General features: G+C 67.7%; 26 protein-coding genes and 2 pseudogenes. 18 read left to right on the top strand and 10 right to left on the bottom strand.

Annotated elements, in window-relative coordinates; all coding sequences use genetic code 11:
- The first annotated feature begins 164 nt into the window (after nt 1–164).
- The 3 genes from ABZ904_RS44575 to ABZ904_RS44585 are packed head-to-tail and all read left to right on the top strand — an operon-like array spanning nt 165 to nt 2,320.
- Nucleotides 165–1,448 carry a Rieske 2Fe-2S domain-containing protein gene (locus tag ABZ904_RS44575; RefSeq protein WP_361829814.1) on the top strand — a complete coding sequence of 428 codons (1,284 nt, stop codon included), beginning with the start codon at nt 165–167 and terminating at the stop codon, nt 1,446–1,448.
- An 18-nt stretch (nt 1,449–1,466) separates the two neighbouring features.
- Nucleotides 1,467–1,742: a hypothetical protein gene (locus ABZ904_RS44580; RefSeq protein WP_361829816.1), complete on the top strand. Its 276-nt coding sequence runs from the start codon at nt 1,467–1,469 to the stop codon at nt 1,740–1,742.
- Nucleotides 1,739–2,320: a 2,3-bisphosphoglycerate-dependent phosphoglycerate mutase gene (locus tag ABZ904_RS44585; protein WP_361829818.1), complete on the top strand. Its 582-nt coding sequence runs from the start codon at nt 1,739–1,741 to the stop codon at nt 2,318–2,320. The genes ABZ904_RS44580 and ABZ904_RS44585 overlap by 4 nt, the downstream gene beginning before the upstream one ends.
- On the opposite strand, the gene ABZ904_RS44590 is transcribed toward ABZ904_RS44585, so the two are convergent.
- Nucleotides 2,301–2,738, bottom strand: a complete 438-nt coding sequence (locus ABZ904_RS44590; protein ID WP_361829820.1) for an RpiB/LacA/LacB family sugar-phosphate isomerase — start codon at nt 2,736–2,738, stop codon at nt 2,301–2,303. The two genes, ABZ904_RS44585 and ABZ904_RS44590, sit on opposite strands and share 20 nt — an antisense overlap.
- A gap of 3 nt (nt 2,739–2,741) precedes the next feature.
- The gene (locus tag ABZ904_RS44595; protein ID WP_361829822.1) at nt 2,742–3,683 is read right to left on the bottom strand and encodes an ABC transporter substrate-binding protein; all 942 of its coding nucleotides are present in this window, start codon (nt 3,681–3,683) and stop codon (nt 2,742–2,744) included.
- Nucleotides 3,684–3,786: 103 nt separating this feature from the next.
- Here ABZ904_RS44595 and ABZ904_RS44600 point away from each other — a divergent pair, with 103 nt between their 5' ends.
- The 6 genes from ABZ904_RS44600 to ABZ904_RS44625 are packed head-to-tail and all read left to right on the top strand — an operon-like array spanning nt 3,787 to nt 8,378.
- A complete protein-coding gene (locus ABZ904_RS44600) occupies nt 3,787–4,932 on the top strand; it encodes a zinc-binding dehydrogenase (RefSeq protein ID WP_361829824.1) in 1,146 nt (381 codons plus the stop codon).
- Nucleotides 4,929–5,648: a 4-carboxy-4-hydroxy-2-oxoadipate aldolase/oxaloacetate decarboxylase gene (locus ABZ904_RS44605; RefSeq protein ID WP_361829826.1), complete on the top strand. Its 720-nt coding sequence runs from the start codon at nt 4,929–4,931 to the stop codon at nt 5,646–5,648. Before ABZ904_RS44600 ends, ABZ904_RS44605 begins: the two co-directional genes overlap by 4 nt.
- Entirely contained in the window at nt 5,645–6,643 is a 999-nt protein-coding gene (locus tag ABZ904_RS44610) for an amidohydrolase family protein (RefSeq protein WP_361829828.1), read from the top strand. The genes ABZ904_RS44605 and ABZ904_RS44610 overlap by 4 nt, the downstream gene beginning before the upstream one ends.
- A 4-nt stretch (nt 6,644–6,647) precedes the next feature.
- Nucleotides 6,648–7,634, top strand: coding sequence for an ABC transporter substrate-binding protein (locus ABZ904_RS44615; protein WP_361829830.1), 987 nt, complete (start codon nt 6,648–6,650; stop codon nt 7,632–7,634).
- Nucleotides 7,635–7,650: 16 nt separating this feature from the next.
- On the top strand, nt 7,651–7,929 hold the full coding sequence (locus tag ABZ904_RS44620) for a hypothetical protein (protein ID WP_361829832.1): 279 nt from the start codon (nt 7,651–7,653) through the stop codon (nt 7,927–7,929).
- The gene (locus tag ABZ904_RS44625; RefSeq protein WP_361829834.1) at nt 7,926–8,378 is read left to right on the top strand and encodes a class II aldolase/adducin family protein; all 453 of its coding nucleotides are present in this window, start codon (nt 7,926–7,928) and stop codon (nt 8,376–8,378) included. Before ABZ904_RS44620 ends, ABZ904_RS44625 begins: the two co-directional genes overlap by 4 nt.
- 14 nt (nt 8,379–8,392) lie before the next feature.
- Here the strand turns inward: ABZ904_RS44625 and ABZ904_RS44630 are convergent, their stop codons facing one another.
- Complete coding sequence (locus ABZ904_RS44630; RefSeq protein WP_361829836.1) at nt 8,393–8,593, bottom strand: oxidoreductase C-terminal domain-containing protein; 201 nt, start codon at nt 8,591–8,593, stop codon at nt 8,393–8,395.
- A gap of 456 nt (nt 8,594–9,049) precedes the next feature.
- Here ABZ904_RS44630 and ABZ904_RS44635 point away from each other — a divergent pair, with 456 nt between their 5' ends.
- The 4 genes from ABZ904_RS44635 (at nt 9,050) to ABZ904_RS44650 (ending at nt 13,380) form a co-directional block, all read left to right on the top strand.
- Nucleotides 9,050–9,931: an ABC transporter ATP-binding protein gene (locus ABZ904_RS44635; protein ID WP_361829838.1), complete on the top strand. Its 882-nt coding sequence runs from the start codon at nt 9,050–9,052 to the stop codon at nt 9,929–9,931.
- Complete coding sequence (locus ABZ904_RS44640; RefSeq protein WP_361829840.1) at nt 9,928–10,782, top strand: ABC transporter permease; 855 nt, start codon at nt 9,928–9,930, stop codon at nt 10,780–10,782. The genes ABZ904_RS44635 and ABZ904_RS44640 overlap by 4 nt, the downstream gene beginning before the upstream one ends.
- 36 nt (nt 10,783–10,818) lie before the next feature.
- Complete coding sequence (locus ABZ904_RS44645) at nt 10,819–11,814, top strand: ABC transporter substrate-binding protein (protein ID WP_361829842.1); 996 nt, start codon at nt 10,819–10,821, stop codon at nt 11,812–11,814.
- A 261-nt stretch (nt 11,815–12,075) separates the two neighbouring features.
- On the top strand, nt 12,076–13,380 hold the full coding sequence (locus ABZ904_RS44650; protein WP_361829844.1) for a hypothetical protein: 1,305 nt from the start codon (nt 12,076–12,078) through the stop codon (nt 13,378–13,380).
- A gap of 85 nt (nt 13,381–13,465) precedes the next feature.
- On the opposite strand, the pseudogene ABZ904_RS44655 reads toward ABZ904_RS44650, so the two are convergent.
- Nucleotides 13,466–13,741: pseudogene (locus tag ABZ904_RS44655) on the bottom strand (transposase); the annotation flags it as partial.
- Between the two features lie 402 nt (nt 13,742–14,143).
- Between ABZ904_RS44655 and ABZ904_RS44660 the strand changes: the two are divergent.
- Nucleotides 14,144–14,842, top strand: a complete 699-nt coding sequence (locus ABZ904_RS44660; protein WP_361829846.1) for an isochorismatase family protein — start codon at nt 14,144–14,146, stop codon at nt 14,840–14,842.
- A 460-nt stretch (nt 14,843–15,302) separates the two neighbouring features.
- Here the strand turns inward: ABZ904_RS44660 and ABZ904_RS44665 are convergent, their stop codons facing one another.
- Together ABZ904_RS44665 and ABZ904_RS44670 are read right to left on the bottom strand one after the other, a co-directional pair.
- Nucleotides 15,303–15,998 (bottom strand): AAA family ATPase, encoded by a 696-nt coding sequence (locus ABZ904_RS44665; protein WP_361829848.1) that lies wholly within the window; start codon nt 15,996–15,998, stop codon nt 15,303–15,305.
- A gap of 185 nt (nt 15,999–16,183) precedes the next feature.
- Nucleotides 16,184–17,254, bottom strand: coding sequence for a cupin domain-containing protein (locus tag ABZ904_RS44670; RefSeq protein ID WP_361829850.1), 1,071 nt, complete (start codon nt 17,252–17,254; stop codon nt 16,184–16,186).
- Nucleotides 17,255–17,611: 357 nt separating this feature from the next.
- Between ABZ904_RS44670 and ABZ904_RS44675 the strand changes: the two genes are divergently transcribed.
- Nucleotides 17,612–17,926, top strand: a complete 315-nt coding sequence (locus ABZ904_RS44675; protein ID WP_361829864.1) for an MFS transporter — start codon at nt 17,612–17,614, stop codon at nt 17,924–17,926.
- A gap of 117 nt (nt 17,927–18,043) precedes the next feature.
- Here the strand turns inward: ABZ904_RS44675 and ABZ904_RS44680 are convergent, their stop codons facing one another.
- The 4 genes and pseudogenes from ABZ904_RS44680 to ABZ904_RS44695 all read right to left on the bottom strand — a co-directional run bounded on the left by ABZ904_RS44680 (nt 18,044) and on the right by ABZ904_RS44695 (nt 21,271).
- Nucleotides 18,044–19,495 (bottom strand): aldehyde dehydrogenase family protein, encoded by a 1,452-nt coding sequence (locus ABZ904_RS44680; protein ID WP_361829852.1) that lies wholly within the window; start codon nt 19,493–19,495, stop codon nt 18,044–18,046.
- A 137-nt stretch (nt 19,496–19,632) separates the two neighbouring features.
- A complete protein-coding gene (locus ABZ904_RS44685; RefSeq protein ID WP_361829854.1) occupies nt 19,633–20,406 on the bottom strand; it encodes a 3-oxoacyl-ACP reductase family protein in 774 nt (257 codons plus the stop codon).
- A 151-nt stretch (nt 20,407–20,557) separates the two neighbouring features.
- Nucleotides 20,558–20,644, bottom strand: a pseudogene (locus ABZ904_RS44690) (transposase); the annotation flags it as partial.
- 165 nt (nt 20,645–20,809) lie between these two features.
- Nucleotides 20,810–21,271 (bottom strand): hypothetical protein, encoded by a 462-nt coding sequence (locus ABZ904_RS44695; RefSeq protein ID WP_361829856.1) that lies wholly within the window; start codon nt 21,269–21,271, stop codon nt 20,810–20,812.
- Nucleotides 21,272–21,479: 208 nt separating this feature from the next.
- Here ABZ904_RS44695 and ABZ904_RS44700 point away from each other — a divergent pair, with 208 nt between their 5' ends.
- The 3 genes from ABZ904_RS44700 to ABZ904_RS44710 form a co-directional block, all read left to right on the top strand.
- Entirely contained in the window at nt 21,480–21,803 is a 324-nt protein-coding gene (locus ABZ904_RS44700) for a 2Fe-2S iron-sulfur cluster-binding protein (RefSeq protein ID WP_361829858.1), read from the top strand.
- A 70-nt stretch (nt 21,804–21,873) separates the two neighbouring features.
- Entirely contained in the window at nt 21,874–23,157 is a 1,284-nt protein-coding gene (locus ABZ904_RS44705; RefSeq protein ID WP_361829860.1) for a Rieske 2Fe-2S domain-containing protein, read from the top strand.
- An 18-nt stretch (nt 23,158–23,175) separates the two neighbouring features.
- The coding region (locus ABZ904_RS44710; protein WP_361829862.1) for a 3-methyl-2-oxobutanoate hydroxymethyltransferase at nt 23,176–23,629 on the top strand (454 nt) is incomplete at its 3' end.

Genomic DNA, 23,629 nt, shown 5'->3' on the forward strand with positions numbered 1-23,629 from the left:
AGACCGACGCGCCACCAGCCGGCTCGGCTGCCAGATCAAGATCGACGACGACCTCGACGGCCTCGTCGTCGATGTACCCCCCACCCAGGCCTAGCATCCAGCCACCCCGCCTCCCCCAGGGCAATTGGACCAATGGATTTATGCTTCGCTGAAAGGATCACGCGATGCTGCGTACCGAGATCAACGAGCTGCTGACCCAGACCGGGCCGGGCACCCCGATGGGCGAGCTGTTCCGCCGCTACTGGCAGCCGGTGCTGCTGGCAGAGGAGCTCCCGGAGAACGACTGCCCGCCGGTCCGCGTCAAGGTCCTCTCGGAGCGGCTCATCGCCATCCGCGACTCCGAAGGCCGCTACGGTCTGATGGACGAGTTCTGTGCCCACCGCGGCGTCTCTCTCTGGTTCGGCCGCAACGAGGAAGGGGGCCTGCGCTGCCCCTACCACGGCTGGAAGTACGACTACACCGGCCAGGCGATCGAGGTCCCGAGCGAGCCCGAGACCAGCAACTTCTGCGCCAACGTGAAGCTGAAGTCCTACCCGCTGGTCAAGCTCGGCGACGTGCTGTGGGCCTACCTCGGCGACCCGGACAAGCAGCCGCCGCTGCCGGAGTGGGAGTTCGTCACCGTACCGGAGGGACAGGCATTCACCTCCAAGCGGTTCCAGGAATGCAACTGGCTGCAGGCCCTCGAAGGCGGCATCGACTCCAGCCACGTCACCTTCCTGCACTCCAGCAGCCTCGACAACGACCCCCTGTTCAAGGGATCCAAGGGCAACGACTACAACAAGGGCGACCTCAAGCCCTTCTTCGAGGTCGTCGACTACGAGGGCGGCCTCCTCATCGGTGCCCGGCGCAACGCCGAGGAGGGCCACTACTACTGGCGTGTGACACCGTGGGTACTGCCCAACTTCACCATGGTCCCGCCACGCGCCGACCACCCCGTGCACGGCCACTTCTGGGTACCGATCGACGACGAGAACTGCTGGGCCTGGAGCTTCGACTACCACCCCGCCCGCCGGCTCACCGAGACCGAGGTCGCAGCCATGCGCGCCGGCATGGGCGTCCACAGCGCGAACGACGAGAACTACCGTCCGCTCGCCCGCAAGGACAACGACTACCTGATGGACCGCGAGGCCCAGCGCCGCGGCGAGACGTACTCCGGAATCAAGGGCATCGCCCTGCAGGACTCCTCACTGCAGGAATCGATGGGCCCCGTCGTCGACCGCACCAAGGAACGCCTGGTCGCCACCGACGCCGGCATCATCAAGGCCCGCCAGAAGCTCCGCAAGGCCGCACTGGCACTCACGCAGGAGGGCGTCGAGCCGGTCGGCAACCGCGCCCAGGACCAAAAGGTCCGCTCCGTCGCCGTCGTCCTGCCGGCCGACCAGCCCTTCGTCGAAGGCATCGGCGAAGCCATGATCGCCAAGCCCGGCGTCCCGCAAACCACCGTCTGAGATCCCGAGGAGCATGCCGTGACACAGTCCGTCCTGGTCAGCAGCTGCGCCCGCGCGGCGACCGCCGAGGAGGCGGCCTTCCGGATCGACTATCCCCTGGCGGCCGCCCGGAACACCCGAGTAGTGGCACTGGACGACACCGCCGAACAAAAGGATCCGCAAGTTGGCCCGTGGGCCGCGCGTTATCTCCAAGAGTGCCTGCCGGTGCACGAGTACGGGGATGTCCCGGTCGCCGAGCAGACGGCCGACACCGCGTCGACGCGGATCCTCGAGTTCCTGCGCGGCGACGGGTGACTCCGCTGGTACTGCTCCGCCACGGCGAGAGCACCGCCAACGCCGGCGACGTCTTCGCCGGTCACCTCGATGTCCCGCTCACGCCGGCCGGTGTCGTCGAGGCGCATGCCGCCGCGACCGGGCTCGCCGGCTGGCGCCCGGATGCCGTGCACTCCTCGCCCCTCGCTCGTGCGGCCGGTACTGCAGCGATCGCCGGGAGCCTGCTCGCCCCGGGGCTTCCGGTGGAGCACTACTCAGCGCTCGTCGAGCGTCATTACGGCGCCCTCCAGGGGCTGCGGCGCGACGACGCGCGTAAGCGATACGGCGACGAAGCGGTCGCGTGCTGGCGGCGGTCGCCGGGCGGGGTACCTCCTGGGGGAGAGAGCCTGCTGATGCTGCACGAGCGGCTGAGCGCCTACTGGCACCAGGTACTCGAGCCGCTGCTGGCGTCGGGCAGCTCGGTGCTCGTGGTCGCCCACGGCAACACGCTGCGCATGCTCCTCGCCCACGTGAGCGGACTGGAGGTGAGCGAGGCGGCCGCCGTCGAGGTACCGACGGCCACCCCGCTCCGGCCGGAGGTCAGGCTTCCAGCGTGGTGATTTCGTCGACGCGCTCCCGGTGGCGTCCGCCTTTGAAGGGCGTCGACAACCACAGTGCCGGCAGTCTCTCCGCCTCCTCCTCCACCACCTTCGTGCCCAGGACGAGCACGTTGGCGTCGTTGTTGCCGCGCGAGATCTCCACCATGAACGCGGTGTGACCGAGGCCTGCGCAGACGCCGCGGATCTTGTTGCAGGCGATGACCTCGCCCTGTCCGCTTCCGCCGAGCACGACCCCGACGTCCGTGCGGCCGTCGGCGACTGGTCGGCTCACGTCGGCGCAGAGCGGTGGGTGGTCGACGACCTCGACCCAGCAGTGCGAGCCGCGGTCGTCGACCTCGTGTCCCTGCGCGGTGAGCCACGCGGAGAGGCGCTCCTTGAGGCGGACGCCGTTGTGGTCCGCGGCGATCGCGATGCGCATCGCTCAGCCGACCAGGTCGCGGGTGGCGGGCGCGAAGAGCGACTCGACGTCCACCGGCTTCGACAGGATGTGCTGCGCGGCGGCCTGCTCGACGAGCAGCTCGAGGACCGCACGGTTGGGCTCGATGCCGTAGGGGAGCGGGTCGGTGAGCCCGGTCTCGGCCATCACCCGGGCGTACATCCGGTCATCGGCGGTCTCGACGAACCCGGCACACAGCCCCTCGACATACCGCCGCTTGGACTCGGCGAACGCGTCGAAGACGGCCTTCGCGACGTCCGGGTGCGCCTCGAGGACCTCGTCCTTGACGACGACGAGGTGATTGATGGGGTAGAGACCGCGGTCGCGCAGGGCGGCGTACCCGGTCTCCTCCGGCTGCGCGATCAGGGGTACGACGTCAGGGTGGTCGACCTTGGCGTTGACGACTGCGTCCAGCTCGCCGGCGAGCAGCATGTCCGCGAGCTTCTTGCCAGGCCCGGCCGGGACGACGTTCGCCGGCGGGCGGTAGGACTCGACGTGCTCGTCGCCGGAGAGGACCCAGGTGACCGAGTCCAGGTCGAGTCCGTGCTCGAGCGCCATGATCGCGCGCGCCCAGACACCCGTGGTGACCGTGTATCCGCGGTTGACGCCGACTCGCTTGCCGGCGAGGTCGCCGGGCTCGGTGATTCCCGAGCCCTTGCGCACGAGGATCGCGCCGTGGTGGAACCCGCGGACCAGGAAGACGGGGAGTGCGGTGAACCGCACGCCGTGCTCGCGCGCGGTGAGATAGGTCGTCAGAGCCATCTCACTGACGTCGTAGGCAAGTTCGCGGACCATTCGCCGGAACCCGTCGACGAGGACCGGTACCTCCTCAAAGGTCAGGGAGCAGCCGGCAGGGACGACCTCGCCGTCCTTCAGCGCGCGGTTGTTGTCCTGGGTGCGGGTCACAGTCAGCAGGTGCTTGCTCATCGATCCTCGCCTCGTCCTTCGTGGCTTCCGTGCGGGCCCGCTCTATGGCCCGGGTCACACGGATGGTATATTGGGCTTACCATTCAGCCAACAAGGAGAGTCCATGGCCCAGAAGGTGCAGGCGGCCGTGCGGATCGCGCCCGGCACGACGGAGATGCAGGAGTTCGAGCTTCCGCCGATCGACGAAGACTCCGCCTTGTTGCAGGTAGAAGTCGCCGGCATCTGCGGGACCGACGTGAAGATGTACGCCAGCCCGCCGGCCATGATCCACGGCCGGGTGATCATGGGGCACGAGAACGTCGGTGTCATCGCGCAGGCAGGACGCCGGTTCAAGGAGCGCCAGGGGCTCAAGGAGGGCGATCGGGTCTTCGTCGAGCACTACGTCGGCTGCTTCAACTGCGAGTGGTGCCGCATCGGCGAGTACCGCCACTGCGAGGCGACCGACTGGCGGACCAACCCCGATGGCCGACGCTACGGCTACACCTCCGCGGAGAACCCCGGCACGCTCTGGGGCGGGTTCAGCCAGTACATGTACCTCCCCTGGAACGCCGTCCTCCACAAGGTCCCCGACACGATCACCCCCGAGCTCGCCGGCCTCGTGATGCCGCTCTCGAACGGCATCGAGTGGGCGCTGCTCACCGCCGGTGTCGGATACGCCGACACCGTCCTGATCCAGGGACCGGGCCAGCAGGGCCTCTCGCAGCTGGTCGCGGCCAAGACGGCCGGCGCCTCGAAGATCCTCGTCTCCGGCACGACGCGCGACAAGCACCGCTTCGAGCTCGCCAAGGAGCTCGGCGCCGACGAGGTCATCGACGTCCTCACCGAGGACCCCCGCGAGAAGATCATGGACCTCACAGGCGGTCGCGGCGTCGACTTCGTGCTCGACTGCACCTCGCGCGCCGGCACCGCGCCGGTCCTCCTCGGGGTCGACGTCCTCAAGCGCCGTGAGGGCACGCTCCTCATCCAGGGCGAGCTGGCCGCATTCCCCGACTTCCCGGTCAAGAAGGTCACCGAGAAGGCGATCACGATCAAGTCCGCTCGCGGTCACTCGTACAAGGCCTGCGAGCTTGCCGTCGAGCAACTCGCGTCGGGTCGCTTCCCGTTGGAGAAGCTCGCGACCCACCGCTACGGCATCGACCAGGTCGACCACGCCATCCGCGTGCTCGCCGGCGAGACAGAGGAGGACGCGATCCACATCTCGCTGATGCCCGAGCTGATCGGGCGCGCCGGTGGGGCGGTCGTGCGATGAGCGGCGCGACCGGGATCGTCGTCACGAACCCGCCCCGCACCGGCGCGGAGACCCGCGACCGTCTGGGCCGGTTCGGCGTCGCCACCATCCACGAGGCCCAGGGACGCAGCGGACTGATGGCCTCCGCGCTCAACCCGATCTACCCGGGTGCCCACGTCTCTGGTACCGCCGTGACGGTGAGCGTGGCGCCGTGCGACAACTGGATGATCCACGTCGCCGTGGAGCAATGCCAGCCCGGCGACATACTCGTCGTCGCGCCGACCTCGCCGTCGGACGCGGGCTACTTCGGGGAGCTGCTTGCGACCTCCCTCAGGGCGCGCGGCGTCCGCGGCCTGGTCATCGACGCGGGCTGCCGCGACGTCGCCGAGCTGCACGCGATGGACTTCCCCGTCTGGTCTCGGGCCGTGTCGGCCGAGGGAACGGTCAAGGAGACCCTCGGCTCGGTGAACACCCCCGTCGTCTGCGGTGGACGGCTCGTCGAGCCAGGTGACGTCATCATCGCCGACGACGACGGGGTGGTCGTCGTACGCCGCGTCGACGCAGACGAGGTTCTCGCCGCCTCCCTGGCGCGGGACGACAAGGAGGCGCGCCTTCGGGCCCGTTATGCCGACGGCGAGCTCGGTCTCGACGTCAACTCGATGCGCGAGCGGCTCGCCCGCAAAGGCCTGCGGTATGTGGACTACAACGAGTACGTCAAGGAGGTCCGCGACCGGTGATCATCGACATCCACGGTCACTACACGACGGCTCCGGCGGCGCTGCAAGAGTTCCGCGACGCGCAGCTGGCCGGAGGCCGGGCGACACTGGCGCCGGTCTCGGACGACGAGCTACGCGAGAGCGTCGAGGGCAACCAGCTGCGCATTCTGCGAGAACGCGGCGGTGACCTGATGCTCTTCTCGCCCAAGGCCTCCGGCATGGAGCACCACGTCCCCGACCCCGACATGGCGAACGCCTGGGCGCGCGCGTCCAACGACCTCGTGCACCGGGTGAGCGAGCTGTTTCCCGATCACTTCGCCCCGGTCGCACAGCTTCCACAGACACCCGAGGGCAACCTCAGCGGCGTCATCACCGAGCTCCGACGCGCGGTCGAGGAGCTCGGCTTCGTGGGTGCCAACCTCAACCCGGACCCGTCCGGCACCTGGGCCGGAAAGCCGATGACCGACGAGTCGTGGTTCCCGGTCTACGAGGTCCTGGAGGAGCTCGACGTGCCCGCCATGGTGCATGTCTCGACGGCGTGCAACCCGAACTTCCACACCCTCGGGGCGCACTACCTCAACGCCGACACCAGCGTCTTCACACAGCTGCTCCAGTCGAAGCTCTTCCAGCGGTTCCCTGGCGTGCGCTTTGTGATCCCTCATGGCGGGGGTGCGGTGCCCTACCACTGGGGCCGCTACCGAGGCCTGGCGATGCGCAACGGCTGGCAGGACCCGGCCGAGCTGCTGTCGAACGTCTACTTCGACACCTGCGTCTACCACCAGCCCGGCGTCGACCTGCTGTTCGAGGCGCTTCCGGCCCCGAACGTACTCTTCGCCTCCGAGATGCTCGGCGCTGTCCGCGGAGCGGACCCGGACACCGGTATCGCCTGGGACGACACGAAGCAGTACGTCGACCGCGCCGGTCTCGCCGACAAGGACCTGGCGGCGGTGTACGAGGGCAACGCCCGGCGGGTCTACCCGCGGCTCGACCGGCGGCTCGCCGCGATGGGACGGTGACCCGATGGGCCGGCTTCAGCTCACCTTCGCCTGCGGCGACTACGACCGCACCCGCGCGCTCGAGGACGGGTCGATCCGACCCGACGGCATCGACCTGACCTACCTCCGGCTCCCGGTCGAGGAGACGTTCTTCCGCATGCTCCGGCACGGCGAGTTCGACGCCTCGGAGATGTCGCTGTCGACCTACGTCGCCTCGCTCGACCACGACCCGGCGCCGTTCGTGGCCCTGCCGGTGTTCACCTCGCGGATGTTCCGCCACGGCGGTGTCTTCATCAACACCTCAGCCGGCATCGAGAAGCCGTCCGACCTGCGGGGGAGGCGGATCGGGACGCCGGAGTACCAGCTCACCGCGTGTGTCTGGATCCGCGGCATCCTCGCCGACCGGTACGACGTCCCGCTCGACTCGGTCACCTACCTCACCGGTGGCCAGGAGACGCCCGGCAGGATAGAGAAGGGCGCCGTGGCGACACGCTTCGACGTCCAGCCGATCCCGCCCGGCAGGACGCTCTCGGAGATGCTGTCCACCGGCGAGATCGACGCCCTGCACAGTCCGCGGATCCCCAGCTCGTACGTCGCCGACGACAGTCGCGTCGCCCGACTGTTCCCCGACACCGTCGCGGCGGAGAAGGAGTACTACGCGGCCACCGGGATCTTCCCGATCATGCACGTGGTCGTGCTGCGCCGGGAGGTCTACGAGCGCCACCCGTGGGTCGCCCAGTCCCTGACCAAGGCGCTCACGGCCGCGAAGGACGAGGCGTACGCGCGGATCTACGACGCCTCGGCGCTGCGGTTCATGGAGCCGTGGTTCAACCAGCACCTAGAGGACGCCCGCCGGCTGCTCGGCCCCGACTACTGGTCCTACGGGCTGGACGCCAACCGGCACGTGCTCGACGTGTTCCTCCGCTACCACCACGAGCAGGGTCTCTCGTCCCGGCTGCGCACCGCCGAGGAGCTGTTCGCGGCGGAGTCGACCGAGTCCTTCGTCATCTGATGGAGGATCTCAGCTGATGGCGGATCTCGACGAGCTTCGCCGGCAGGTGGCGCTCGGCTGCCGCGTCCTCGCGGCGACCGACACCACCACGCCACTCCTCGGCCACGTCAGCTCTGGCTGGTCGACCGCCACATGCTCGTACGCTGTCGTGGACCTCAGGAGCTGGGGGCTGTTGTTCACCGAGGCCGCCGACATTCGGGGCGTCGGCCTCGACGACACCGGTGAGGTGGGTGACGGATACAGCCCAACGAGTTCCCCATCCATGCCGAGATCCTCCAGGCCGGTCCAGGCATGACCTCGGTGGTGCATACACACCCGCGCAGCACGGTGGTCGCGAACCTTGCCGACATCCCTTGCGCCCGCTGTTCGGGGCCTTCGGCATTCCCGCCTACCGCCTGGCCGCGCAGGGCATCCCGGTGTACCCGCGCCGCGGACTCGTCCGCACGCCGGCGGCGGGCCGCCAGCTTGCCACGACGCTCGGCGACGCCGCGGTCTGCGTGCTTGCGTGGCCACGGCGTCGTCAGCGTCGGTCATGGAGTCGCCCAGGCCGTCATACGTACGCCGGCGCTGGACGAGCTCGCCCGGATGAGACTCCGGATCGCCGAGCTGGGCGGCCGGCCCGACGGCGTACCTCCTGAGGATCGGGCGGTCCTACTGGACCTCGGCGCCGCATTCAACGAGCAGGCGCTCTGGCGCTACCACCTCGGGCGGCTGGATCAACGAGGCCTGGCGGATGCTGACTGAGCCGCTGCCCGTCCTTACGCGCCCGCGCGGACGGACTCTTTCAGGGCCACGTCGGTGTCGGCGCCGATGCGCGGCGCGATGATACGGCCGACTTCGAGAATCTTCCGTACCGCCATGTAGTCACGCGGCGCGTTGACGGCGTCGACCTTGATGAGGCGCCCGCTGCGGTAGTAGAGGAGCGAGAACTGCTCGCTGTCGGGGTCGCCCCTGAACACGGCCTCGTCGTACCCACTGCTGACACCGGCGATCTGAAGTTCAGATCGGCCTGGTCCGACCAGAACGATGGCATCCCGGCACCCGGAGCCTCCTTTCCGAGCAGGCTGGCGGCGGCAGTCCGCGCGCACCAGCATTCCCAGTGTCGTCGCCGGGGGCAAGGAAGCCGTCGCGGATCATGACCTTGATCTGATCCACGATGACCCGGGAGACTCGCGACATGCCCACAGGGCTGGAGGGGTCGCCTTTCGCGCCACCCCGGATGCGGCCACGCCGCCCACTCGATCGTTGTCTGAACCCGTGCAACGCCGTAATCTCACAGGCAATGGTCTGACCTCGCCCCAAGTTGCCCGGGTCAGAGACGGAGTCTACGCCCGCGCGGGCGACGGCCACCGCCCCCCAAAAAAAACCCGCAGAACCATTGTTTTGGACTGACAATTAGTCCTACTCTCGCATCCATGCTGAGTCGAGAGAAGCGGGCACTGTCCAGTACGGCGGGCCATGATGCTGCACATGTCGGCGCAGGGGCCGCGGGCGAGGTCGCGCACCTCGAGGCCCGAGGTGTCGTGATCGAGTACCCCAAGCCTGGGACGAATGAGGTTACAACTGCGGTCGAGCGGTGTGACCTGACCCTGGAGCGTGGGGACTTCGTCTGCCTGGTCGGCCCCTCCGGCTGTGGCAAGACCACATTCCTCAACGCGATCGCCGGGTTCGTCGAGATCGCCGAGGGCGATCTCCAGCTCGATGGGCGCCCGATCCCCGGCCCAGGGCCGGACCGGGCGATGGTGTTCCAGCAGGCCAACCTGCTGCCATGGAGGACCGTCCAGGCAAACGTCAGCTACGGCCTCGAGCTCTCCCACAGGGCCAAGAAGGCGGAGGCCAAGCAGCGTGCTGACGAGCTGCTGGACCTGGTTGACCTCGCCGGTGTAGGGCAGCAGTATCCGGCGCAGCTCTCCGGCGGTATGCAGGCCCGTGTCAACCTCGCCCGCGCACTCGCGGTCGACCCGGAGATCCTCCTCCTCGACGAGCCCTTTGCCGCGATCGACGCCCAGACTCGCGAGACCCTTCAGGTCGAGCTACTCAGAGTCTGCGCCGCGCGCGATGTGACGGCTCTGTTCGTCACCCATGACATCGCCGAGGCTGCGTTCCTCGCGGACCGGGTCTGCGTCTTCAGCCCGCGGCCCGGTCGCATCGTCAAGGAGTTCACGGTGCCGTGGGATCGCCCGCGCTCGCACGAGATCCGTCGGACACCCGAGTTCGCGCAGCTGCGTGACGAGATCGCCGACGCTCTCTACGGCGCCAAGGCGGGCGTTGGCCCGGAGAAGGAAGGATCCCGATGAGCGCCTCCTCTTCCCAGATCCCGCGGACCGGGTCCCGTCCGGGAGCCCCAAGCCCCCGAGTGCGGCAGGCCTCCCGTCGCCGGCTGCCGTCGTGGCTCAGCGAGCAGCGCCTGATCGGCGTTGGCGCCGTCGTCCTCGCACTGATCGTGTGGGAAATCGCTGCACTGCTCCGCATCAGGCCAAAGTTGATCCTCCCCGGGCCGTTCGATGTCGTCGATGCCTTCAAGTCCCTGTTCGGGGCTGGGGACATCTGGGTCGACCTGTGGACCAGCGCCCAGGAGCTCCTCGTCGGTCTCGGGCTGGCCGTGGTGATCGGTCTGCCCCTGGGCCTGCTGATCGGCTGGTACAAGCGGGCCGCCTGGGCGTTGAATCCCTTCATCAACTTCCTCTACGCCACCCCCCGCATCGCACTCACACCTCTGCTGATCATCTGGCTCGGCATCGGCAGCTCCTCGAAGATCGCGATCGTCTTCCTGATGGCCTTCTTCCCGGTGCTCATCAACACCGCGCAGGGCGTTCAGTCCCTCGAACAAGGTGCCGTTCGCGTGGCGCGGTGTTTCGGTGCGAGCGACCTGCAGCTCTTCCGCACTGTTGCCCTACCCGGCACCGTCCCCTTCATCGCCAGCGGCATTCGGCTCGCGGTCGGTCAGGCCCTCATCGGCGTCTTCGTGGCCGAGCTCAGCGGCGCACAGCACGGCGTCGGCCTGATGATGAGCACGGCCGGCCAGCAGTTCCAGACCGCGACGGTCTTCGCAGGCCTGGTCATCTTCGCCGCGACCGGCGTCGTTCTGACCGCACTACTGCGCCGAGTCGAGAACCATTTCGCGGCATGGCGCCCGAGCAACGACTGAAGTTCTGCCCCAACCCATCCCGAGAAAGACAGTCTCATGAAGCTCAAGCCCGGCGCCGCCGGTGCCGCCGGAGTCACACTCGCCATGGTGCTTGCCATGTCCCTCACCTCCTGCGGCAATGCCGATTCCAACGCCAACACCTCGTCCGGCGGAGTCATCACGGTCAGCTACAGCGAAGTGGTCGCTGACGAGCTGCCGCTGTGGATCGCCTCAGAGGCCGGCTACTTCAAGGAGCAGGGACTCAACGTCAAGCTCGTCAGCCTCTCGAGCGACCAGGGTTACCCCGCGCTCATCTCCGGACAGACGCAGATCGCCTCGATCGGAGGTTCGCAGATCGTGTCCGGCGCGGCCGCAGGCGGTGACGTCAAGGTGCTGGCCACGATGACGCCGGTGTTCGCGTACCAGCTGTACGCGAACGTTGACAGCGCGGCCAAGCTGAAGGGCAAGAAGATCGGCTACACCTCGAAGAGCGGATCCCAGTACACAGCAACCCTGGCGGCCCTGAAGAAGGCCGGGCTGAGCCCCGAGGACGTGAACCTGGTTCCCCTTGGCTCGGTGACAAACGTCAACAACGCGCTTCTCTCCAAGACCATCGACGCCGCCGCCACGCACCCGCCGGCGAGCCTTCAGTTCGAGGATGCCGGACTGCACATGGTGCTCGACCTCGCCAAGGAGAAGATTCCGAACGACACCGTGGGAATCTCCACCAAGAGTTCCTACATCAAGGATCACCCCGAGGTCCTCGATAAGTTCATGGCCGCCCTTAAGAAGGGCTTCGATCGTGAGCGCAGCGACCAGAAGTACGCAACCCAGGTACTTGGCGCGCACCTCGGTCTCAAAGACCAGCGTGCGCTCGATGAGACGTGGAAGTACTACTCCACCGAGGTCATCCCTGACATCCCCGAGACGACCGAGGCTCAGCTCGCGTCGGCCCAGACGTCGCTGGCGGGCTCGGTTGCCGGAGTCGACAAGCTCGATCTTTCGAAACTCATCGACTCGTCCTTCGTCGACAAGGCGTTCAAGGGCAAGTAACTCGACCGCGAGGTCGCGTTACCTGAATCGACACCTCGAACACCGTGGTGCTGCGTCCAGATCCTGCCGCAGCACCGCCCTCCACGTTGAGGTTCTCGGCGTCGGCCCCGCTCGAGGGTGCACTCGAGCGGGGCCGGTACGCCTCCTTCGAATTGAAAGGAGCGGAACATGTGCGGCTCAGAAGAGAGCTTCGTCCTTCCGCCTGGGATGAGGGCGACCATCACCGAGGCAGCAGGCAGAGGTGGCCGAAGCAGCTGGAAGATGAGCGAAGTAGCTGCGGTCCTTTCCGGCCTGCCCGAGGATCGTGCTCCTCAAGTTGGTTTCATCGGGTACGGCGAGACCAAGGTCGGCGACCGCGTGCTCATCGCGGTCGACAACTACTACGACCGAACGGTCGTGGACGCGATGGCGAACGCCCTTCGCGACAAGGGCGCGACCGTCGACGTCATCACCACCGACGCGGGACCTGACCGTGAGGCCGGCTACCGGGACGAGATCGACGCCGTCATCCGCGATACGCACTGGACGGAAAACCCTCGGCGCTGGGAAGGTCTGCCGTCGATCGAGGACTTCGCGGGCAAGGCCGGTTACGACCTCCTGCTCCACGGCCGCGGGGGTCCGACACCGCCGACCGACTACCGGTACGAGCAGTTCCCGTGGATCAAGGAAGAACACCTGCTTCAGGGCGCCGGTGGCTTTCCACGGGACCTTCACCGCCTGATCAACATGACGACGTGGGACAAGATCTGGCGCAAGGGCCCCGGGAGCACCGTGAGGCTCACCGACCCGGAGGGGACCGACATCTCCTTCACACTGCACAAGGAGTACTTCGACGGGAGCCGTCGGAACTTCACCGAGACGCCCACCCGCGCCTTCGGCCACCTCCACGGGCATCCGCCCACACCCATCTTGGACAAGGAGGACGCGACCGGGGTCATCGCCGGCACGACGAGCCACATCGGTAAGCCGTTCCCGCGGATCAAGGTGTACATCGAAGGTGGGCGCATCGAGGCCATCGAAGGTGGTGGCCCCTATGGCGACGCATGGCGCGAGGTGCTGAACGAGACGAAGAACATCCAGTACCCCTCGTTCCCGCGGCCCGGACTCTTCTGGCTTTGGGAGGTGGCGATCGGGACCAATCCCTGGACCGTGCGGTCGCCGGACATCAACATGGTCTCCTCCGGGGGATTCGAGTGGGAGCGACGCCGGTCCGGAGTCATCCACTGCGGTATGGGCACGCGGTGGCGCGCCGGCGAGGAAGCCTGGGCCGCGAAGCACGGCATCAAGTACGGACACCTCCACGTCCACCTGCTGTTCCCGACCTACGAGATCACGACGCCGGAGGGCAACGTCATTCCAGTCATCCAGAACGGACACCTCAAGGCACTGGACGACCCGGCGGTTGTCGACCTCGCGCGAAGCTACGTCGGAGACCCGGACGTGTTCCTGAAGGAGCGGTGGATTCCGGCAGTGCCGGGAATCTCGGCGCCAGGCAGTTACGACGACTTCGCCCGCGACCCCGCCCCGTTCATCTACGAGGACAACCGGAAGCTCTACGTCGCCTGAGACTTGTCCCGTAAATGATCTCCGGCATGCTGGACGACCTGCCTGTTTCCCGTCATCCGACGAGGGCGAGGTTGTGCGGGCGGGCGAATACGTGCTCGACGCGGGCGCGGACCTTGCGGTGGGAGGTGTTGTGTTCCTCTTTCCAGCCCGGGAGTTCGGCCTGGCCGCGCTCGCGACGGTGCGGGATGACCAGGCCGGTGCCCCGGTAGCCGCCGTCCGCGATCACGGTCGTCTTGCCGAAGGTGTCCTTGGCGCCGGACAACTCCCATTCGGCGATGCTGTGGTCGCGGGTGGGCACCAGGGTTCCGTCCACGATCAGCACCGTGTCCTTGCGGAACCGCTTGCGCTGCTGGAGCGCGAGCGAACGGGGCTGTCCAGGGCGGCTCCGACGCCGTGATCACACCAGCCACACCAAGATCATCTCACCCGTGACCAGCAGTTACGGGACAACCCTTAGCAAGGTCTCCTGACAAGTCGCCCAACAATGCGTGTTCGTCGAGGGGCTGCCGAACGTTGGTCGGTAGCCCCTCGAGCGTATGGGCGAGGGCGAGCAGGCGCTCCCAGCCGACGGTGTCCAACAAGCACCGAGATCTACTGAGCGCCTCGCGATGTCATCGCCCTGGCAGACGTCGCTCATTGCGACGCCACCGCGCCGGGGCCCTTTTTGTGCCCGATCCGGCGGTCGGTGAACCGGAAGTCCTGATGGCTTCGACAGGCCCTGCCGGCACAACCCGGTCGCCATCGGGGACACCAACGTCACAGCTTGACTCCCCGCGAGAAACGGATCGTGATGAAAGAGTGGATGAAGGTCATTCCGGAGTCTGAGATCGCCACCTACCAGCGAGCAGGATTTCTCAACCGGATCAGTCTCGGGGCGAGGCCGGCCTTGATTGTCGTCGACGTGACCTACGGATTCACAGGGTCGAAGGGGCTCACTCTCGAGGAGGCGATCAAGGAGTTCCCGACGGCTTGCGGTCCGGCCTCGTGGGCGGCGATGCCCAACATCGCCAAGCTCATTGAGCTCTTCCGCAACCGGAATGCGCCGATCGTCTTCACCTGTGTTGACACGCACAACCAGGGCTTCAGCGGACGCGCCACCAAGAGCAAGCGCGCGGGCAAGGTAGCGCCCGGATACGGCGAGTTCCCGCCCGCCATCTCTCCCCAGGACGGCGATTGGGTGTTGGGCAAGACCAAGGCGAGCGCGTTCTTCCAAACGCCTCTCCTCGCCTACCTGGTCAAGGAGAAGGTCGACTCGGTCGTGGTCTGCGGCGTCTCCACCTCGGGCTGCGTTCGGGCCACCGTCGTCGATTCGTGCTCGAACGGCTTCGACACGTTCGTCGTCGACGACGCCTGCTTCGACAGATCATGGTTCGCGCACTGCAGTAACCTGTTCGACATGAGCGCGAAGTACGCCCACGTGCTCTCTCTGCACGAAGTGGACGCCGAGTGCGCCCCCAGGTGAGCACTATCCGCCATCCAGCTCTCGGCTGGGACCGACCACCACCCAACGACGGACACATGTGCTGCCGCGAAGGCCGACAAGCGAGCGACTCCAGACCTGTGGACGCCCCCGGCCGTGCGATGCGGTCCGGGGAACTCCCGCCATTGCGCCCACAGCTATCGGTAGTCGTTAAACCCGTCGGTGGTGTGGGTTGACGTCGGGTCGGGTTGGCCGTAGGCCGGTGGTAGGAGTCAACTACCATTCTCGGGGCTGGAGTTGACTGCCTGCCGTCCGTGTCCGGGCTGCTGGCGCCGCGGAGCGGAACAAGACGATCACCCTGTCTGGCAGCGGCGGAGCCGGTGGCCGGTGCAGGGATGCCGGGGGTGCAGCGGCTTCAGTTCTTCTTGTCCGACACACCCAGATGCCGAGTCGGCGTCGAAAACCGCCGACTCGGCAACTGGGTGTTGGCCGGGGCCTTCGGTCAGCCGTCGTGAGCGAATTGTGTTGCGTGGCGCAGATCTTCGGCCGTGAGTTGGGTCGGGTCGAGGGCGACCTCGGTGCGCACCGTGAGCGCCGCGAGGACCGTCTTCCGGACCCGTCGCCCGTCAAGGCCCCGCAGGCCCTTGGCAAGCTCGGCGTGAAGATCGACGTCCTGCGCGAGCGGCATCAGATCGGTCCATTGCCCGGCCAACTCGTTGAGTGACGACGCGACGATCTTTTCGATGGTCTCCTCGTCAGGCAGCTTCGTAGCCATGACCAGGTCAGCACGAGAGAGCACGGCCTCGTCGACTGCGCTGAGGAAGTTGGTCGTGACCACCAGCACCAGGTTGGGGCACTGTGTCCGCAGCTGGTCGAGACCGGCCAGGACAGCGTCCGTCGCACGGTGCACGTCGACGGGGTTGGTCTCGAACGACGCCGAGCTTCGACTCACGGCGAGCGCCTCGACCTCGTCGATCAACACTATGGTGTGCGGTCGTCGCGCGGCGATCTCCGGCAGCGTGTCGAGGAACAGCCGCGACACTGCCCGCTGGCTTTCACCAAGCATGTCGCTGGGGAAGGCGTGCGGGTTGATCTCCACCAGCGTCGTGGCGCCGCGTTTCGCCATCTTCAGGGCGGCTGCCTGGGCGAGGCCCTGGGCGAGCGTGGTCTTGCCCGTGCCCGGAGGTCCGGCCAGCACGACCAGACCGTGGGGCGCGCCTGAGAGTCCACCCAGCAGCCGACCCTGACGCAGTACGAGCAGGGCGGTGCCGAGCAGCCTTTCCTTGGTGCCTGGCGGCACGATCATCGAGTCCCACGGGCCGTCGTGGTGGTCCGAAGGAAGTGCGTGCAGGCCGATGACCCCGGGCGGGAGGGTCTGCTGGCTCACGGCCAGCTCGGCCGGTCGAGTTCGGGCCAGACAATCGTGCTCACGTCGCCGGCCTGGGCGTCGCGGATGTGCTCCGGCGGCTCCTCGAACAGGACCTGCGGATCCATGAGCGCACGCATCGTCTCGAGCAGGCTGTCGAACATGTGGATGCGGACGACTCGCGCGGTGTTCTCCTTGGAGTCGTTGAAGTGCTGGTGCCACAGGAAGTGATCGACCACGATGAGGTCGCCCTTCTTCCACGGGTGGTTCTCTCCGCCCTCCGGCTCGGTGCCGAGGTAGGAGTGGCCCTCGCCGTCCACCACGTACAGCCAAGCCTCGCCGGCGTGGCGGTGCATCGACTGCTGGCGGCCCTGGCCGATCTCGAACATCGCCATCGTGATGCCGGAGGCCTGGTAACCGATGGCGCGGTCGAGGAGGAAGGTCGTCCGCGTGCCGCGCGGGGTGTTGAGCATCTCGAGCTCGTCCCAGTCGGTGTGCAGCCGGCCACCGCGACGGGCCTGTTGCTCCTTGCCGAGGCGCCGCAGGCGACGGGCGTAGGGGTCGTCCCCCTCGACGTCGGGAGCGCTGAACTCGGGGCGACCCGGGAGGTTCTCAAATGCCTCGTTGCCGCGGTCATGGAGGATCGACATGCCCATCGTGGCGAGCAGCGGCTCGCTCGAGAACGTGAGGTAGCGGAATGTCTCGTCATTGTCGTTGCCTGAGCGGTGCCAGGCCCACGACGGAATGTGGGCGGAGTCGCCGGGGGCGACCTTCACACGCTCGCCGTCGATCTCGATCCAGCCCTCGCCGCCGACGCCGAAGACCATAACGTCCCACGAGTGACGGTGGATCGTGGTGACCTTCCCCCTGTCGACCTCGTGCACAAGGGCGTCGATGGAACGCGTCGGGTTGTCACCGTCCTCGCCCATGTAGACGCCCGTGCGCATGCCCCGCGCCGTCTCCTTCAGGGCAACGTCCTCGCCGCGGATGACCGTGCGGTGGTTCGCACGCCAGTCCTCGACGAACTTCGCCCGCCGGGCTTTCTGTACGTGGTAGTGACTTGTCTTGGTAGTCGTCTTGGTCGACACCGAACCTCCTAGATTGGCAGGACCATTAAACCATCCTCCGAATTGTGACGCGCCGCACGCCCGAACACAATGGTGGACTTTTGGTTAGTCCATCATTGGGAGGACCACCTGCGCTGTGATCCACACCATGCGCGTCCTGGTCGGAGTCATGCACGACCGAGGTGAGTGTGCCCGAAGCAGCGACGACCATCCCGAACGTGCGCAACCGCGACGTCAACGCCTACTCGGGCTGCGTGATCCTGTCGCAGGTCGGCAGCCGCGGCACGATCGCAGCCAACCTCTACCAGGTCTGTGCGCTCTCCGGTTCGGTGGCGCAGCCCCGGTCTCATCGGGATCGCCCTGGCGGTTGCGCTGGTGATGCTCAGCCCCTTGGGTGGCGTGTATGCGGACAGGGTCGGTCGGCGCGGGCTCCTTCCGTGGTCGCAAGGCGTGGCGATGGTCGTGGCCCTCGCGCTCGCGGCACCGACCTTCGCCGGCCGAGTCGACGTGGCGCAGGTGGTTGCCTCCGCTGTGCTCACCACTGCGGCGGCCGGCTTCGACCAGCCCGCCCGTCAGGCGCTGATCCCAGCGCTGGTTCCCCGAGGTCAGCTGCCGCAGGTCTTCGCGCTGGGCACTTCTGGCCGGTACCCGACCTCTCCGGCCGGCGTCAGCGGCTGCTTGTCCGACCGGTAAGGCATGGCCTGAGGGCCCCGGACGGCTGCTGCCGTCCGGGGGCCTCAGGCAGTCCGACAAGCGGCGACCCGACCCGCCCGGTGGCATCCGCTCGCCGGGGACGCCTGGCTGTGCCGCCTACACCGCCGCTACCACGCTCTTCTCCTGCGTATAGCTGAGCACCTCCTCCAGGCACGACTGCTTGCCGAGGCCGCTAGCCTTGTGGCCGCCGAACGGCATGCCGCGCCGCCGCGGGCCCGCGGTGTTCAGCAGTGTGGTGCCGGCCTCGATACGGCGGCCGATGGCGGCGGCCTCGTCCAGCGTGCCGGCGACGACACGCGCGGTCAGGCCGTACTCGGTGGCGTTGGCAATCTGCACCGCCTCGTCCACGTCCACGTACCGCATGACTGACACCACAGGCCCGAAGATCTCCTCGCGTGCGATCCGCATCTGAGGGGTGACGTCGGCGAACAGCGCGGGCTGCAGGTAGAAGCCCTTCGGCAGATGGTCCGGACGGTGACCGCCGACGACCAGCCGAGCACCTTCCTCGATGCCGCTGTCGATGTAGCCGAGGACGCGGTCCAGGTGCGCACGGAACGTCAGCGGCCCGGTGACCGTCTTCTCGTCGCGCGGATCGCCGACCACGATGCCACGCATCCGCTCGGCAAGCCGCTCCACCACTTCGTCGTACCGGTCGGTGTGCACCAGGACGCGCGAGGTGGACTGGCAGGACTGTCCTGCGTGCGTGAAGTTCATGCCGCTGTAGGCCACCTGCGCGGCGAAGTCGGCGTCGGCGTCGGCGGTGACGATCAGCGGGTTCTTGCCGCCGAGTTCCAGCGAGACGTGCTTGATGTGGCGGGCCGCGGTTTCGAGGACGCGGCGGCCGGTCGGAACGCTGCCGGTGAAGCCGATGCGCGGGATGCGCGGATGGCCGACGATCGCGTCGCCCGCCTCGTGCCCGTAGCCGGTGATCACATTGAAGACTCCGTCCGGCAGCACACCGCGCGCTATCTCGGCCAGCAGCAGGGTGGACAGCGGGGCCTGCTCCGCCGGCTTGATAATCACCGCGTTCCCGGCGAGCAGCACCGGGGCCGCGTACTGCACGGCGAACATGATCGGATGGTTGAACGGCACGATGCACCCGACGATGCCGTACGGCTCGCGAACGGTGTACGCCGCGGTGCCGGCCGGTGCCGAGTAGGTGGAACCGGTCAGTTCATAGGCGTACGAGGAGAAGAACCCGAGCGAGTCGACCGCGGTCTCGATGTCGCGTGCGGCGGTGGCGGCGGTGAGGCCGCCGTCCAGCGTCTCCAGCGCGGCGAGTTGGTCGGCGTGCGCGGCGATGGCGTCCGCGAAACGCCGCAGATACGGCACGCGTGCCACGACACCGAGCGCTGCCCACTCCGCCAGGGCCGGCGTGATGAGGTCCACGGCACGGTCCACGTCCTCGGCGCGCGCCGCGGCCGCGTATCCGCACACCTCCTCGTCGATCGGTGAGACGGATTCGATGCGGTCCGCGCCGGTCAGCTCCAGCCAGTCGCCGCCGACGAAGATGTGCCGTCCGTCCCGGGGCCAGTCGAGATCTGCCATTGCTATCTCCTCAGCGTGGTGAGCGGATGGTGAGCGGCGCGGCTGTCACATTCCGCCCCTGATCAGAACGCCCATGCAGCAGGCGTGGATTGGTGAAAGTGATCATCCGGACGTCGTCCTCGGAGAGTCGAGCTGCACTACAGCATCACCGCCCCGCCGTCTACCACCAGCGTCTGGCCGGTGATGAAGGAGCTCTCGTCCGACGCGAGGAACACCGCGGCGCCGACGAGGTCGTCCGGGTACTGGATCCGCGGCAGCGCACGCGCGCCCACCCGCTTGCTGCGGTAGGCGCGGATTGTACCGTCCGGATCCGACTCGCTCAGGGTGCTGCCCGGCGCGATGGTGTTGACGCGGATCCCGGCCGGCCCGACCTCGCGCGCCAGGCACCGCGTGAATCCGAGGATGCCGGCCTTCGAGGTGACGTAGTGGATCCGGCTCGGCGAACCGGACAGCGCCGTGCCGCTGGAGATGTTGATGATCGAGCCGCTCTCCTGCTGCCGCATCCGGCCGAGCACCGCACGGCAGGCCAGAAAGGTCCCGCGCAGATTGACGGCCATGAGCAGGTCCCACTCCTCGATGGGCACCTCCTCGATCGGTACCCGCGACATCGGCACGGTCGCGAATATGGCCGCGTTGTTGACCAGCACATCGATGCTTCCGAACCGGTCGACGGCCTGCTGCGCCATGCGCTGCGTGGCCTCCTCGGAGGAGACGTCGGCGGTGACCGCGAGCGCTTCTGCACCGTCGGCTCGAATGTCCTTCGCGACCGCCTCGGCCGCCTCGCCGTCCAGATCCGCGACGACGACCCGCGCACCCTCCGCGGCCATGCCACGGCAGTACGCCGCTCCGATTCCGTTCCCTCCGCCCGTGACGACGGCCACCCGATTTTCCAGACGCCGGCTCTGTGCCATGGCGTTCCCTCCGTCAAGCTAGACCCTTGCGTTAGGTCATACCAACAGGCCTATAATGATTCGGGCAAGTTGCGGCGATGTAAAGCCCGCGCAAAGTGCGACGCGAAAGCGTGGCGGGAAAAGGCCGCAGAAAAACGCAAAGGCGGCGGGCGGAGGTCCCCGAAGACCTCCTCGTCGGGGCGAGGCCAACGTAGGGGGCGAGGTGGGCGGCGGCGGGAAAGCTGGTGTCCTCCCGGCCGGAGTCAGCCCGTGCCCGTGATGGGTGCTCGTGCTGACGTCCAGGCCGAGAACCCGGCGGCGGTGGACGCGGAACCGGTCTGGCGCGTGCCCCGCGGACCGCGGGCGGTGGAACGTGCACTGTACAGGCCGAACTTTCTGCTCCGCTCAGGCCGATATACGGTCCTCAGGGTCGTCCGGATCGCCCCGACGGTCCGGCTGGTCGGGCCGACCAGAGCCGCCTCGACCAGCTGACCGCTATCGGGGTGTCGGGGTCCACAAAGTCGTGGTCCGGGGCCGTGATCGGGGCCCCCTTGGGGCGGTAGGTGCGGCCCGGCCGGGCGAAGTCACCGATCGGCTCCTTCTCCTTCGCATCCACGTTCACCACCGGCAGGCCCTGCGCCAGGAACCGCTCGACCGTGGCATCGATGTGCCGGAACTGGGCGTCGCAGTCAGGGACGTGGCTCCCCGCACGGGTCTTCGCCATGCCCTGGGGGCTGAAGCCCATCGAGCGCAGCAGCTCGCGCACGGCCGGGGCACTGACCGGATGGCCTGCCGCGGTCAGTTCCCGGGCCAGGTCCCGCAGCGAGGCAGTGGTCCAGCACAGCAGGGAGACCGGGTCGCCGACCTCCCGCGGCTCGATCCACACTCCACAACTGCCCGCCCGCCGCGCCCGTGCCGGCACCCACCCTCGGAACGCCCGGCGCAGTCGTCATCGGCGCTCCGGCCATCTGCACATCGCAGTGCGGCGTCTCGGTGCCGTACCGAGGCTCGGTTCGCCCTTCCGGCGCCACACTGTTCCGAGATCTGCGGTAGACGGGTATATTGGTTAGGCCATTACGGGGAAGGAGTCGTACGTGCCGAAGGTGGTCTACGTCAGCACCGAAGGCGACGAGCGCGTCGTCGATGCCGCAGCCGGAGAGACGGTGATGTCCGCCGCGGTCCGCAGCGGCGTGCCAGGAATCGTCGGCGAGTGCGGGGGCAACAACTCCTGCGCCACATGCCACGTCTGGGTGCGCCGTGACTTCGCCGACCGCGTCGGAGGTCCCGGCGACCTCGAGGACGACCTACTCGACCTCGGCGCCGAAGACCGACGCGCCACCAGCCGGCTCGGCTGCCAGATCAAGATCGACGACGACCTCGACGGCCTCGTCGTCGATGTACCCCCCACCCAGGCCTAACGTCCAGCCACCCCGCCTCCCCCAGGGCAATTGGACCAATGGATTTATGCTTCGCTGAAAGGATCACGCGATGCTGCGTACCGAGATCAACGAGCTGCTGACCCAGACCGGGCCGGGCACCCCGATGGGCGAGCTGTTCCGCCGCTACTGGCAGCCGGTGCTGCTGGCGGAGGAGCTGCCGGAGAACGACTGCCCGCCGGTTCGCGTCAAGGTCCTCTCGGAGCGGCTGATCGCCATCCGCGACTCCGAAGGCCGCTACGGTCTGATGGACGAGTTCTGCGCCCACCGCGGCGTCTCTCTCTGGTTCGGCCGCAACGAGGAAGGAGGCCTGCGCTGCCCCTACCACGGCTGGAAGTACGACTACACCGGCCAGGCGATCGAGGTCCCGAGCGAGCCCGAGACCAGCAACTTCTGCGCCAACGTGAAGCTGAAGTCCTATCCCCTCATCAAGCTCGGCGACGTGCTGTGGGCCTACCTCGGCGACCCCGACAAGCAGCCGCCGCTGCCGGAATGGGAGTTCGTCACCGTACCGGAGGGACAGGCATTCACCTCCAAGCGGTTCCAGGAATGCAACTGGCTGCAGGCCCTCGAGGGCGGCATCGACTCCAGCCACGTCACCTTCCTGCACTCCGGCAGCCTCGACAACGACCCCCTGTTCAAGGGATCCAAGGGCAACGCCTACAACAAGGGCGACCTCAAGCCCTTCTTCGAGGTCGTCGACTACGAAGGCGGCCTGCTCATCGGTGCCCGGCGCAACGCCGAGGAGGGCCACTACTACTGGCGTGTGACACCGTGGGTACTGCCCAACTTCACCATGGTCCCGCCACGCGCCGACCACCCGGTGCACGGCCACTTCTGGGTACCGATCGACGACGAGAACTGCTGGGCCTGGAGCTTCGACTACCACCCCGCCCGCCGCCTCACCGAGACCGAGGTCGCAGCCATGCGCGCCGGCATGGGCGTCCACAGCGCGAACGACGAGAACTACCGTCCGCTCGCCCGCAAGGAGAACGACTACCTGATGGACCGCGAGGCCCAGCGCCGCGGCGAGACGTACTCCGGGATCAAGGGCATCGCCCTGCAGGACTCCTCACTGCAGGAATCGATGGGCCCCGTCGTCGACCGCACCAAGGAACGCCTGGTCGCCACCGACGCCGGCATCATCAAGGCCCGCCAGAAGCTCCGCAAGGCCGCACTGGCACTCGCCGAAGAAGGCACCGAACCCGTCGGCAACCGCGCCCAGGACCAAAAGGTCCGCTCCGTCGCCGTCGTCCTGCCAGCCGACCAGCCCTTCGTCGAAGGCATCGGCGAGGCCATGATCGCAAAGCCCGGCGTCCCCCAGACCACCGTCTGAGACCCCAAGGAGTACGCCGTGACACAGACCGGCCTGATCAGCAGCTGCGCCCGCGCAGCAACCGCCCAAGAGGCCGCCTTCCGGATCGACTATCCCCTGGCGGCCGCCCGGAACACCCGGGTAGTAGCACTCGACGACACCGCCGACCAAATCGTGCACCGAACATCGCAGATGCAATGGGCGCAGGCAAGGTTCTACTCGACCATCGACCCGGGGCACAACCTCCTCACCATGTCCGGTGAGACGGTGCCGCTCACCGAGCAGCTGAAGGACAGCAACAGCCTCGTACTCGTCTCCACCAATGGGGAGAACGCGGAAGCGGCCGCGACGATCGGCGCGGCCTGCCGGGTTCGCGGCATCATGACGGCGGGCCTGGTCGTCACGCCGGGGCGGTTGACCAGCGAGGCGCTGCTCGCGCTGCGGCCGCACGCCCGCATCCTGCTGGTCCCCGCCGAGGAGGACGACCTCGTCG

The sequence above is a fragment of the Streptomyces sp. NPDC046900 genome (assembly GCF_040644975.1).
In the GTDB taxonomy this organism is placed as follows: domain Bacteria; phylum Actinomycetota; class Actinomycetes; order Streptomycetales; family Streptomycetaceae; genus Streptomyces.